Origin of the sequence: Mycolicibacterium mageritense, from assembly GCF_010727475.1 — a bacterium.
GTDB lineage: Bacteria > Actinomycetota > Actinomycetes > Mycobacteriales > Mycobacteriaceae > Mycobacterium > Mycobacterium mageritense.
On record NZ_AP022567.1, the window covers coordinates 7,567,592 to 7,580,586 of the forward strand.

At 62.5% G+C, this 12,995-nt stretch carries 12 protein-coding genes; 11 read left to right on the forward strand and 1 reads right to left on the reverse strand.

Annotation, left to right across the window (positions count from 1 at the left end; genetic code table 11):
* The first annotated feature begins 8 nt into the window (after positions 1-8).
* The 6 genes from G6N67_RS36645 to G6N67_RS36670 all read left to right on the forward strand — a co-directional run bounded on the left by G6N67_RS36645 (position 9) and on the right by G6N67_RS36670 (position 6,036).
* Positions 9-1,493, forward strand: coding sequence for a trimethylamine monooxygenase (locus G6N67_RS36645; RefSeq protein WP_081812888.1), 1,485 nt, complete (start codon positions 9-11; stop codon positions 1,491-1,493).
* 109 nt (positions 1,494-1,602) lie between these two features.
* Positions 1,603-2,190, forward strand: a complete 588-nt coding sequence (locus G6N67_RS36650; protein ID WP_073916129.1) for a TetR/AcrR family transcriptional regulator — start codon at positions 1,603-1,605, stop codon at positions 2,188-2,190.
* Between the two features lie 252 nt (positions 2,191-2,442).
* Positions 2,443-2,751, forward strand: coding sequence for a cupin domain-containing protein (locus G6N67_RS36655; RefSeq protein WP_230023401.1), 309 nt, complete (start codon positions 2,443-2,445; stop codon positions 2,749-2,751).
* Between the two features lie 112 nt (positions 2,752-2,863).
* Positions 2,864-4,282, forward strand: coding sequence for an APC family permease (locus tag G6N67_RS36660; RefSeq protein WP_235684093.1), 1,419 nt, complete (start codon positions 2,864-2,866; stop codon positions 4,280-4,282).
* A 153-nt stretch (positions 4,283-4,435) separates the two neighbouring features.
* Positions 4,436-5,317 carry a FadR/GntR family transcriptional regulator gene (locus G6N67_RS36665; protein WP_036443068.1) on the forward strand — a complete coding sequence of 294 codons (882 nt, stop codon included), beginning with the start codon at positions 4,436-4,438 and terminating at the stop codon, positions 5,315-5,317.
* The gene (locus tag G6N67_RS36670; RefSeq protein ID WP_036443064.1) at positions 5,314-6,036 is read left to right on the forward strand and encodes a cache domain-containing protein; all 723 of its coding nucleotides are present in this window, start codon (positions 5,314-5,316) and stop codon (positions 6,034-6,036) included. The genes G6N67_RS36665 and G6N67_RS36670 overlap by 4 nt, the downstream gene beginning before the upstream one ends.
* Before the next feature lie 62 nt (positions 6,037-6,098).
* Here G6N67_RS36670 and G6N67_RS36675 read toward each other — a convergent pair whose 3' ends face one another.
* Positions 6,099-7,592 carry an APC family permease gene (locus G6N67_RS36675; protein WP_036443060.1) on the reverse strand — a complete coding sequence of 498 codons (1,494 nt, stop codon included), beginning with the start codon at positions 7,590-7,592 and terminating at the stop codon, positions 6,099-6,101.
* 928 nt (positions 7,593-8,520) lie between these two features.
* Between G6N67_RS36675 and G6N67_RS36680 the strand changes: the two genes are divergently transcribed.
* The 5 genes from G6N67_RS36680 (at position 8,521) to gndA (ending at position 12,922) form a co-directional block, all read left to right on the forward strand.
* A complete protein-coding gene (locus G6N67_RS36680; protein WP_036443072.1) occupies positions 8,521-8,898 on the forward strand; it encodes a cupin domain-containing protein in 378 nt (125 codons plus the stop codon).
* 21 nt (positions 8,899-8,919) lie between these two features.
* Positions 8,920-9,378 (forward strand): dimethylamine monooxygenase subunit DmmA family protein, encoded by a 459-nt coding sequence (locus G6N67_RS36685; protein WP_110798736.1) that lies wholly within the window; start codon positions 8,920-8,922, stop codon positions 9,376-9,378.
* Positions 9,375-10,364 carry a PDR/VanB family oxidoreductase gene (locus G6N67_RS36690; RefSeq protein ID WP_081812887.1) on the forward strand — a complete coding sequence of 330 codons (990 nt, stop codon included), beginning with the start codon at positions 9,375-9,377 and terminating at the stop codon, positions 10,362-10,364. The genes G6N67_RS36685 and G6N67_RS36690 overlap by 4 nt, the downstream gene beginning before the upstream one ends.
* The gene (locus G6N67_RS36695; RefSeq protein ID WP_110798735.1) at positions 10,361-11,371 is read left to right on the forward strand and encodes a heme-dependent oxidative N-demethylase family protein; all 1,011 of its coding nucleotides are present in this window, start codon (positions 10,361-10,363) and stop codon (positions 11,369-11,371) included. Before G6N67_RS36690 ends, G6N67_RS36695 begins: the two co-directional genes overlap by 4 nt.
* A gap of 96 nt (positions 11,372-11,467) precedes the next feature.
* Entirely contained in the window at positions 11,468-12,922 is a 1,455-nt protein-coding gene (gndA, locus tag G6N67_RS36700) for an NADP-dependent phosphogluconate dehydrogenase (RefSeq protein WP_036443052.1), read from the forward strand.
* Positions 12,923-12,995: the final 73 nt, after the last annotated feature.

Genomic DNA, 12,995 nt, shown 5'->3' on the forward strand with positions numbered 1-12,995 from the left:
AAAGTATCATGACACTGCGTGTCGGAATTATCGGCGCCGGTCCCAGCGGCTTGGCGCAACTCCGGGCATTCGAATCAGCACGCCAAAAAGGCGCCAAGATACCCGAAATCATCTGCTTTGAGAAGCAGGACGACTGGGGCGGTCAGTGGAACTACGGCTGGCGCATCGGCCTGGACGGATACGGCGAGCCCGTGCACTCCAGCATGTACCGCCACCTATGGTCCAACGGGCCCAAGGAGTGCCTTGAGTTCTCCGACTACTCCTTCGACGAGCACTTCGGCCGCCCCATTTCGTCCTTCCCGCCCCGCGCAGTCCTCGTCGACTACATCAAGGGCCGCGTGGAGAAATCCGACGTCCGCAAATACGTCAAGTTCAACACCGTGGCACGCCACACCAGCTACAACGAGACGACGCAGGAATTCACCGTCACCGTCGAGGATCTCAAGACCAACCAGACCGAGACCCACGTCTTCGACAAACTCGTCGTCGCCACCGGCCACTTCCACGTCCCCCTGGTGCCCGAGTTCGAAGGCATCAACACCTTCCCCGGCGAGGTACTCCACGCGCACGACTTCCGCGGCGCAGAACGGTTCTTCGGCAAACGGCTGCTGATGATCGGCAGCAGCTACTCCGCCGAGGACATCGGCATGCAAGCCCACAAAATGGGCGCCGCATCCATCACCATGACCTACCGCACCAACCCGATGGGCTACAAGTGGCCGTGGAACACCGTCGAACGCCCACTCGTCACCCGATTCACCGGCAACACCGCACATTTCAGTGACGGCACCCAAGACGACTTCGACGCCGTCATACTCTGCACCGGATACCAACACAAATACCCGTTCCTGCCCAGCGAGCTGTCCCTGACGTCACCGAACGTGCTGTACCCGGCCAACCTCTACAAAGGCGTTGTCTGGCAACACAACACCAACCTGTTCTACCTCGGCGCGCAGGACCAGTACTACACCTTCAACATGTTCGACGCCCAAGCCTGGTTTGCCCGCGACGTCATGACCGGCGTCATCGACCTGCCCGCGTTCGACAAGCGCGAAGCCGACATCGAACTCTGGCTCGAACGCCAAGCCGCACTGCCCGACCACGACGCAGAAGCCGAATTCCAAACCGAATACGTCCGCGAACTCATCGACGCCACCGACTACCCGTCCTTCGACCTCGACGCCGTGTGCCAACTGTTCAAAGACTGGATGCACAACAAGCACGAGGACATCCTCGGCTACCGCGACGCCGTACACCGCTCCGTGATCACCGGCACCCTCTCCGCCAAACACCACACACGATGGCTCAATGCCCTCGACGACTCAATGCACCGCTACCTACACGGCCCCTCACAAGACGACACCCACGCTCCCGCCGGCCTCACCGACAGACACCGCGGCCGCCACGACAACACCACCGGCGCCGGCGCAGGACCATCACTGATCCACCACACCGAAGTGCTCGAAGCCCGGCCGCAGACAGCACATTCCTGATCCGATGTTCCAGCCACCTGCCACCGCAAGATGGGAACTCCGTAGCCGACGCAATAATCTGGACGGAGGATCCCAGACGGACCGGAGCCAGGAGGCTGGAGGGGTGGCTATGCGGGTGTCCGCCGATGAACGAAGAGGACAGCTGATCGCAGCGACCCTGGAACTGATGAGGCGGGAAGGCGTTCAGTCAGTGACGATGCGGGCCATCGCCAAGGAGGCCAATGCCCCCTTGGCGACCGCGCACTATTGCTTCGACGACAAGAGCGAGCTCATGGACGCGGCCGCCGAAGCTTGGTTGCAGAACCTGAACCGGTTTTCTCGTGACATCTCGGTTCACCTGGGTCTCCGCAAGGCCGTGGAACAAGTGGCCGAAGAGTACTGGCGTTCGTTGACGGAAGAGCCCGCGAGCCTCCTCGCCGAGATCGAGCTCATCCTGTGGGCAACGCGCAATGCTGCCGTAAGCCCGTTGGCCGCGAAGATCTACCCCGCCTACGTGGTGGAGCTGGGGAACATATTTTCCTCGGCGGCCGAAAACAACGGGGATCAGTGTCACATCGACATCGCGACGCTCGTACGGTCGTTCCTGATGATCTACGACGGAGCGGCAATTCAATACATGACCGACCCGGCCGCGGCCGATTACCGCGACATGTTCTTCACGATGGTGGACGCGCTGCTGATCAGGGCCGGCGTCTAGATCTACCTTCACCGGAACCCACGGGTCCGGCCATCGCAGAGTGCGACAAGGTTTAGTGGGCTGTTCAGCCATTCGAAACGATTGTCGGCCTTTCATATCATTTGACCGGAGATATTCGCGATGCGGATCGCTCCGAGAAACGGACAGCGAATGACCAAGTCCATTCCGCCAGCCCCGATACCGATGACGGGAAAAGCGATCGATACGTGGCGGGCGAAACCCATGACGGCCATGCGAGGCGAATGGCCTCGGATGCGCTGCAGATTCATAAATGCCGATCCGGTGGGCGCCTGGGACGATTTCATACTCTCTGAATGGGAGCTCGAGAGGTGCGGTTGGGAGGACTTCCACCCTCACACCGAGACGGCCTTCGTGGTAGCCGGCGAGCTCCACATCGAGTGTGACGGTGAGTCTGTCGTCCTGCGACCGGGAGACTCTGCGCGGGTGAACGCCGGTCGCGCGGGCCGATACTGGGCACCCGTGTACGCGCGGATGCTCACCACGTACGGCCCCAACCCTGACGGCATGGAATCTCACTCCTTTCGATACTTCGAACTCTGAGCTTCATGTCTGCGTTTTGATTTTCAATCGATATTCAACGGAGAAATAAATGAGTCAACAATTTTTGGACGGAGCCGATCATCTGAAACGGTCGATCGACTGGAAGCAAGGCTTGGCGATCGCGCTGGGCGTACCCTTGCTGATCCTGCCCTCCCTGGGTTATCTACCCACCTATGTTTCGGCGGCAGCAATTGTCATCTGGGGGCTGTCCGTAGTGCAGGGTTTCTTTCAGAACACCGCCTACGCCGAATTGGCCACCACCTTTCCCGAGACCTCTGGCCTGCCCGGTTTTGTGCAGCATGTGTTCCGCACCGGAAACTACGAGGGCAGATACGACAAGGGCAAACTGCTCGGCGGCTTCTGTGCCTGGTTCTACGGCCTGGCCTGGAGCTCGGTCCTGGCGATCTTCTCCATTCTGATCGGCAGTTACCTGTATGGGCTGTTCCCGGCGCTGGCCGCAACCTTCACCGAGTACCAGCTCTCACTGCTCTCCGGACTGGTGATCTTCGTGGGCCTGGGCGTGGTGAACTGGTTCGGGCTCAAGGACGGCGCCATCCTCGGTTATGTCCTCGCGGCCGTTTCCCTGATACCGCTGGCGGTCCTGACCGTCGCGCCGTTCGCGACCGGGCATGTCGACCTGGCCAACATCACCGGCAACTGGATGCCGGCCGACTGGTCCTGGGACATGCACCACATCCTGATCCTCTTCGGCATCTTCGCCATCGCGCAATGGAGTGCCTGCGGCTGGGAAACCGCAGCCGTCTACGGGCCCGAATACAAGGAGCCCAGCAGAGACGTCCCCAAGGCGCTGTATGCCTGCGGCATCATCTGCTTCTTCGCTTACGTGCTGGTGCAAGCCACCGTGATCGGTGTCCTCGGTGTCGACGGTGTGCTGGCCGAGCCGATCTCACCCCTCATCCCCGTCGCCAATGCCGTCTTCGGCCACGCCGGCACAGTCGTCACCATCGTCATGTTGATCGCCGCGATGATCCTGATCATCCAAACCGCCTACCTGGGTTCCTCCCGCTCCCTGCACTCCATGGCTGAGGAAGGCAACCTGCCCAAGGTTTTCGGCAAGACGAACCGGCACGGAACGCCGTTCGTCGCCCTCTTCGCCGCCGCGGCTTTCAACATGGCGCTGCTGTTCATCGGATCGATCCCGGCGATTCTTGCGGCCTCGGCCATCGGCTACACGTGCGCCAACGGCATCAGCCTGTTCGCATACGTCAAGGCCAAGGCAGATCCGGCCTTTGCCGGTCTGAGACGACCTTTCAGGGCCCCCAGAGGCTGGAAGACGGTTGCCATGGCCTTCGGCCTGTTCAACGTGCCGCTGTGCGTGGTCGGTGTGATCTACCTGAACAGCCTGGAAATCGGCTGGACCCTGACCTGGCTGGGCTTCGCCATTCTGGCGCTTTTCATCCCGGTCTGGCTGTACACCCAGCACGAGTTGCGTTCTGATGACGGCAAATCGGACGGTCCCCTCGCCGCGGACTCACCCCGGATCAACGTGGAGGTTCGCCCGCATCGGTGAATCGGTGGCGTTCCTGCCGTCCAGCGACGATGACCGGCCCGGCGCGGGCCGGTCATCGCCGACAAGAACGCACGAGAGGTGATCGCAGCGGCCGGCTAGCCGAAACGCTTTAGGATTGATACAACCCGTAGCCCAATTTCGGAGCGCAGACTTTTGGCCACCCCGACCCCCTTCGAATCGCAGATATACCGGACCTTGCCGGAAATCGAGAGGGCCGATGCGATAGTCGACAGAATTTCGAAGGCGATCGCCCTCGGGTTGCTCAAAGTCGGTGAACGCCTGCCGCCCGAAGCGGCACTGTCAGAGATGTTCGGCGTTGGTGGCGCGACCCTTCGCGAGGCCCTGGCGGAACTGCGCGAGCGCGGAGTCGTCGAGACGCACAGGGGACGCAGCGGCGGGACTTTCGTCGTCAATCAGCCCAAAACCCAGACCGACATCATGCGGGAATGGTTTCTGTCGACGACGATTTCGGAAATACGTGACATCGGAGACGAACATTCCGCCATTGCCGCAGCGACCATCCGTCTAGCATGTGAACGCGCGGAAGCACACGACTTCGAACGTCTTCAGGAGCTGGCGCGAGCGCTGGTTCTGGCCAAGACGCCCGAGGCGCGGGCGCCCGCCGACAGCCGCTTCCACGTCGAGTTGGCGGTATCCGCGCAGTCACCGAGGCTCGCCAATGCAGAAATCCGACTGCAGGAGGAAACGGTTCGACAGCTGTGGACCCCGCTCACCACCGCAGTGGCGATCGACCCCGAGCAAGCCACCGCTGAACACTTGGAACTGGTCCGTGCAGTGGCCCAGGACCAACCCGAGAAGGCCCAGAAACTGGCAATTGAGCACATCCGGCGGAACATCTTCCACCTGATCGACACAAAACTCACCCTCGGCTACGCCGAATCGAGATCGAACACCGCCGCAGCGGCGAGCGATACGAGTTCCTCCGCTGAGCCCAGGGCGCGTTCGACGACGACAAGCTCCTCCTCTCGGGCACCGGTATCGTCCAGCAGGCCAACAATTCAGGAGGGCCCATGAACGCCACCACTGAAGTCGTACATGCCGCAAACGCCCTCACTTCATGGATCAGCGGTGTCACCACCGAGATCAGGAAACTCTCCGGCGACGTCGCCTCGCTGCTAGACCGAAATCTCGCGGAGAAGGCCAAGGTCGACCGGGCCGCCCTGGCCGGATTGGACGCACTCGCACAGAAATTCCTGACGAAGAACGCCTATGCTGTCGGCGCCGGAACATTCTTTGCCGCTTCCTCTTTCGAGGAAGGCGGCCACGCCTTGGAATGGTGGTTTCGCAAGGAATCCGGTGCCCTCGCAAGGCTCAATTCTGACCTGACTCCTGGCAGCGAACGGTACTACGACTACGAAAAGCTGCCGTTTTTCTCGACGGCCGCGTCCACGGGCGAGCAGACCGTGTGGGGCCCGTATATCGACTATCTCGGCTTCGAGGAATACATCCTGACGTTCACGGCACCGTTCTCGGTCCACGGCCAATTCACCGGAGTGACGGGATGCGACATCCGACTCACGGATCTGGAACCCATCATCATGCCGAGCTTGCTCCTCATCGGCTGCGATGCCGCCCTCATCAACGCCAGTAACCGCGTCATTCTCGGCAATTCCGGGATGTACCTGGTCGGCGAACGGATCAAATCGGAGTCTCCCGACCAGCGTCGAATGGCTCTCGACGTTCCGCACCTCGGGCTCTCGTTGATCTACAGCACCAAGGCGCGGACCCCCTGAATGCCAGGAAGGCCAGACCGCTGCCTCGGCGGTCCGGCCTTCCTCGCATCCAGGGGCCTAGTTCACTGCCAACCCCTCGGAGCCAGAACGTTTTCCAGCTCCGCGCCGTCGTGATCCGGCGAAAGTGCGGTAGCTGCCTCGTCTTTCGATCGGTGCGATTCATGCTGGGAATAGCCCCAGATGGGTATGTAGGCCGCGAGGACGAGGAAGCCGACCCATGTCGAGGTCCACCCGACCTCGAGGCTGTTCAGGTAGACGACGCCGACCAGGCAGAGCGGCACATTGAACAGACCGAAGGCCATCGCGACGTTCTTCCAGCCCCTGGGCGCCTTGAAGGGGCGTTCCAGACCGGCGAATTCCGGGCGCTTCCTGGCCCTGACATAGGCAAACAGGCTGATGCCGTTGGCGCAGGTGTAACCGATCGCCGAGGCGGCGACTATCGCCGCCGGGTTACCCATGGAGATCAGGACCAAATTGAAGCCGGCGATGGCGAGCATCGCGACAAACGGGGTGCCCTGACGATTCGTTTTGCCGAGCACCTTGGGCAGGTTGCCTTCGACAGCCATGGAGTGCATGGCGCGCGACGAACCCAGATAGGCCGTTTGGATGATCAGGATCATCGCGGCGATCAACATGATGATCGTGGCCATGGTGCCGACTTCGCCAAAGACGGCGTGGGCCACCGGAATCAGGGGTGATACGGGTTCAGCCTGGACACCGTCGACACCCAGCACGCCGATGACTGCGGCCTGCACCAGGACGAACGAGAAAAAGCAGATGACGCCACATGCGAAGAGCGCTTTCGAGACATCTTTGGCCGGATTCTTGTATTCCGGCCCGTAGATGGCTGCGGTTTCCCAGGCACAGGCACTCCATTGCGCGATGGCGAAGATGCCGAAGAGGATCAGGATGTGGTGCATGTCCCAGGACCAGTCGGCCGGCATCCAGTTGCCGGTGATGTTGGCCAGGTCGACATGCCCGGTGGCAAAAGGCGCAGCGGTCAGGACAACCAGCGGAATCAGGGAAAATGCCGCGAGAATGTAGCCCAGTTTCGCGCCGTCCTTGAGGCCGAACCAGTTGACCACGAACAGCACGGTGAAAATCACCACGCCCGAGATCAACGCGAGCTGGTACTCGGTGAACGTCTCACCCAACGCCGGGAAAAGGCCATGCAGGTAGCCGCCGACCAGGATGGAGAAAATCGCCAACACGGGGCTCCACGCAAACCAGTAGCTCCAAGCACTGAAGCCGCCGATGAGCTTGCCCTTGTCGTACTTCCCCCGATGGCCTCCCGTGCGGAAAATATGCTGCGCAAAGCCCGGTAGACCCGACGCCTTGGGGAAGGTGGTGGCCATCTCCGCATATGCGGTGCTCTGCATGAAGCCCTGAAGAACCGACAGCCCCCAGACCAGGATTGCGGCGGCAGCCAGATACATCGGAAGATAACCCAACGAGGGCAGAATCAGCAGTGGCACACCCAGCGCGATGGCCAGGCCCTGCTTCCAGTCGATCGATCTTGCCAGGCCGTCGACTCCGTGTGAGCGGTCCTCACTCATTACGTGCTCCCTCAAAAATCGAAAATCTTGAAATCGTGTTTTCGTCGTGTAGCGGCAAAGTTGAGGAAACCCCGGCGTACGCGCGCACATAGGGGCGGCCTCAGAGTTATTGTGTTCAAACTTTTTACGGCTGGGACAGCGCTGTCGCGTTCGGGAGGCGCTCCCGCAGGCTGCCTGTGAGGTAGATCACTCCAGAGGTTACAACTTAAAGCTGCAGTGCGGTAGCTTTTATTTGCAATTTTTTGCTTTGTCACAGACTCGTCCACCGCCGACGCGGTCGCCCACGCCCGAACGACAGGCCGGCGTCGACGCCAGGTCCGGCGACTCCCCGAGCCGAGTGGGCCAACCGCGACCGGCGAGGATTCCCCGGCATCCGGCCCACGGCCGCCGCCCGCCTGGACGGCTTGGGCGGCGATACGGGCTCGCCTTCGAAACCTGTTGGCAGAAGCACTCTCTCACCCCTTCCCCGCCGCGATCGGGACACCTTGACGAAATGTCGGAGAGGTTCGGCGCGATCCCAGCCCCTGGCCCCGCGAGAACCGGACAAGAAGTTTTCCGCGCGCTCGCTCCCGCTACGGAGATCGATCGGCGCAGGTAGAGACGCCACGAACGCCATTCAAGCGAAGGCCGACGGGGTCGCACTCCGACTGTCACGCAGGAATATTCCTAAAAAAGTCTGGACTAGATGTATTTCGGGGCGTAGTTTTGCCCATGGGACGTGATCGGCATCACATGAAGTGCTCGACCAGGGCTCGACCTGCCCTCGACGAAGAGGGCACCGATCACAGCGGATTCCTCCGAAGGATCTCGACCGGGAGTTCCTGACCTAGTTGCAGCGCGCTTGCGGCGCACTGAGATTGACCAGTCCTGTCAAACGACGGCCGGGCCCGGACAACCCATGAACAGTTCTGACACAACAGGAGTAAGCATGACAACTCTCGTAGGAACCCTCAGCAAGGCCGGGGCCATCCACAAAGTGGAAAACGGCTTCGTCGGGTTGCCGGACATGAACACCCCCGGAACCGACGCCGCCATCGGCGACGCCCTCCACAACCCCGAAGGCACCGTCATGAGCGCCGGCTTCTTCGAACTCAAGAAGTCCCAACCCCTCATCTACACCTACACCTACGACGAAATGAAGCTCGTCGTCAAAGGCGAATTCATCCTCACCGACCAAGACACCGGCGAAGTCACCCACGCCAAAGAACGCGACGTCCTGTTCTTCCCCAAAGGCACCACCGTCAAATTCGAAACCCCCGAATACGGCCTCGGATTCTTCGCAGGCGACCGCACCTTCGCCCCCTGAGGACCGAATCCCATGCGTTCCATGCCCATTCCGTTGGAGCCGGGCTTCCGCGGTGTCATCTGTGCCTCGTTCGGCTCGACAGGTGACACCGCGGGTCGGGACACCGGGGACCGACCCAGGTTTGACCTCCACTTCACATCGGCGAACCCGGAAGCCCTGTCCGAGTTGAGAGCTGCGCTCGGACGAGCATGCGTCGGGGTCCGCCTCGTCCTCGCAGGCCCCCCGGCCGACGTCCATGCGGCCGCCGCGGTCGCCGCGGGCTGCGGATTGCTGGACGAGGAGATGACCCTGCAGTGTGACGAGAACGGCCCATGGGTGGTGTTCTGCGGCCACTGCCATGTCAGTACCACCACGACTCAGGCGATCGGTTCCGAAGTGGTCTGCCAGGGCTGCGGTATCGCCCTGGCCACCACCGATCACTTTTCCCGCCGTCGTGGCGGATACCTGGGATACTCCGCCCACGCCGAGGAGGCGTCATGACCACACCAACCCTCGAGCAGGTCGTCCATCCGGCAGTCGAAGACGGCTTCGAGCTGGAGGTGACAGACCGCCGGATGCAGACGAAATCGATTGTCAGCATCACGTTTTGCGATCCTTCAGGCGCGACATTGCCGTCCTATGTCGCGGGGAGCCACCTGGTGGTCCAGTACGGGGATGCCGCGAACCTCCGCGCGAATGCCTACTCCCTCACCGGATCCGGAGACAATCCGTCCGAGTACACCATCTCGGTTCTGCTGGTCGAAGACGGTGGGGGTGGCTCGTTGGCCATGCACCGGCTCGACGTCGGCGACCGCGTCTGGGTTTCGCGCGCCCGCAGCAATTTCGCCCCGACCGCAAACGCCACGCACAGCCTGCTCGTTGCCGCAGGAATCGGGATCACCCCGATGCTGTCGCACGCCCGGTACGCCGCCGAATGGGGTTCGTCGGCGTCCATGATCTACGTCTACCGGCGCGGCGAAGGTGCGCACGTCGAGGAAGTGAGGGAGCTGCTCGGGCCGGCGCTGACGGAATGCCACGACCGCGGCAGTTTCCAGAAGGTCTTGGCGGAGAAGCTCACGACCCAGAGATTGGGCACTCACCTCTATGTCTGCGGGCCGGCTGCCTTCATGGATTCGGTCCTCGGGCAGGCCCGCGATCTCGGTTGGCCGGAGGGCCTTTTGCACTCGGAACATTTCGGCGCCGGTGAGCTGGATGCGGGGGAACCGTTCGCGGCGATCCTGGCCCGAAGCGGAACGAGATTGGAAGTTCCAGCCGGCGTTTCGTTGCTGGAGGCCCTCGAAAAGCAGGGCAAGCAAGTCGCCAATATGTGCCGCAAGGGCATCTGCGGCGAGTGCACCGTGCCGGTGCTCCGAGGAACTCCGCAGCACCGGGATCTGTACCTGAGCGACGAAGAGAAGGAAGAGAACACCGTCATGATGTGCTGCGTTTCACGCAGCATGGACGAAGAATTGGAGTTGGACCTGTGACTATCGCCATCGACAACGCCCCTGACATCACGACCCTGCCGGATCGGATCCGGCGCTTTCCGTTCCCCTACACAGGTGACAACTACCGCTACAGCGCCAACGTCGAGCCGGCCCGCAAAGTGGTGGAGACAGAAGCGGGTGCCTGGGGAGGCACCGTGGTCGACGTCGACGAGTTCTATCGTGTCGAACTGAAGCTTCGCGACGACGTGCTGAAGCGGGATCCCTCACGCATCAACACCCTCCCGCATATGCGACCGGCGGTGTGGGACGCCATCACCACCCTGCTGCCCGGCATGGCGGAGGACAATCCGACCACGATGTCGTTCCAGCGAGACGGAGCCTTGTGCCGCTGGCGAAACACCCTGCAGAACCTGGACATCGAGTTCACCATCGGCGACGACGATTCTCTGCCGACGGGAGATCCGTTGCGGTTCCTGGGCGGCCAGATCCAAGACGACATCGTCTTTCTCGATCAACGCGACAAAGCGCTGTGGCTCGACGCAGGCGTGGTGACGTTCGCCGCCGACTGGTCCATCGGATTCGACGTCGGCATGAACTTCACCGAAATCCACAGCCCGGTCCCACGGGTCAACGAGGAGAAGATCGTCTCCCGGGCCCAACATTTCCTCATGAGCCTGCAGCCCGGCGAAGCGTACCGCCGGACCAACTGGACCATGACCATCGACCGGCGGCTCGACACCTCCACCGAGACCTATCCCGACTGGGCGTCGGATCGCGGCACCATCGCCCTGGATCCGGCCCTGCCGGACAGAGTCCACCTGCGGGTGGAGGTTCAACACCTCATCCGACTCCCCCACTCGGGAGCCGTACTGTTCCTGATCCGCACCTATCTGCTGCCGCTCTCCGACATCGCAAAGGTTCCGGCCTGGCGTAAGCGCATGGGCGAAGTGCTGGCCGAACTCCCGGACGACATGGCGGAGTACAAGGGCATCATTCGCTACCGCAAAGCGGCGTCCGATTGGCTACTGTCCGGATCGGACGATTAGCGGGCCGAGCCTGCCGGTCCGGCCACGACGGAGTGGCCGGATCAGCGTCGCGGCGGAAAACCGGTCACTGACAACAAAACAACGAAAGGCTGCGGCATGACCGATACGAGCACCACGGGTACGGCACAGATCGGGGTCACCGGCCTGGCCGTGATGGGCTCCAACCTGGCCCGCAACTTCGCCCGCCACGGGTATACCGTCGCGCTGCACAACCGCTCGATCGCCAAAACCGATGCCCTGCTGGCCGAGCACGGCTCCGAGGGCAAGTTTGTACGCAGCGAGACGATCGCGGAATTCCTTGACGCCCTGGAGAAGCCGCGCCGGGTGATCATCATGGTCAAGGCCGGCGACCCGACCGACGCGGTGATCAACGAGCTGGCCGACGCCATGGAGCCCGGCGACATCATCATCGACGGTGGCAACGCGCTCTACACCGACACCATCCGCCGCGAGAAGGCCATCCGCGAACGCGGCCTGCACTTCGTCGGCGCCGGCATCTCCGGCGGCGAAGAAGGTGCGCTCAACGGCCCGTCGATCATGCCGGGCGGCCCCGCCGAGTCCTACACCTCCCTCGGTCCGCTGCTCGAAGAGATCTCCGCCCACGTCGACGGGGTGCCGTGCTGCACCCACATCGGCCCGGACGGCGCCGGGCACTTCGTCAAAATGGTGCACAACGGCATCGAATACTCCGACATGCAGCTGATCGGCGAGGCCTACCAGTTGCTGCGCGACGCCCTCGGCCTGGAGGCCGCGCAGATCGCCGACGTGTTCACCGAGTGGAACAAGGGCGACCTGGACAGCTACCTGGTCGAGATCACCGCCGAGGTGCTGCGCCAGGTCGACACCAAGACCGGCAAACCCCTCGTCGACGTGATCGTCGACGAGGCCGAGCAGAAGGGCACCGGCCGCTGGACCGTCAAATCCGCGCTCGACCTCGGCGTACCCGTCACCGGGATCGCCGAGGCCGTGTTCGCCCGGGCGCTGTCGGGCTCGGTCGCCCAGCGTAAGGCCACCACCGGTCTGGCCTCCGGAAAGCTCGGCGCAAAGCCCACTGACGCAAAGCAATTCACCGAAGACGTCCGCCAGGCACTGTATGCCTCCAAGATCATCGCCTACGCCCAGGGCTTCAACCAGATCCAGGCCGGCTCGGCCGAGTACGACTGGAACCTCACCCCTGGCGACCTGGCCACCATCTGGCGCGGCGGCTGCATCATCCGCGCCAAGTTCCTCAACCGGATCAAGGAAGCCTTCGACGACCAACCCGAGTTGGCCACCCTGCTGGCCGCCCCCTACTTCCGCAGCGCCGTGGAATCGGCGATCGACAGCTGGCGCCGCGTCGTCATCACCGCCACCCAACTCGGCATCCCCATCCCCGGCTTCGCCTCCGCCCTGTCCTACTACGACGCACTACGCACCGAGCGGCTACCCGCCGCACTCACCCAAGGCCTACGCGACTTCTTCGGCGCGCACACCTACGGTCGCACCGACGCCGAACCCAGCCAGAAATTCCACACCCTCTGGAGCGGCGACCGCACCGAAGTACCCGCCTGACCACGCGCGTGGGCTACGCGACAGCCCCGGAAGGGTTTTCGTCCTTCCGGGGCTGTTTTGCGTCGATGCAGGC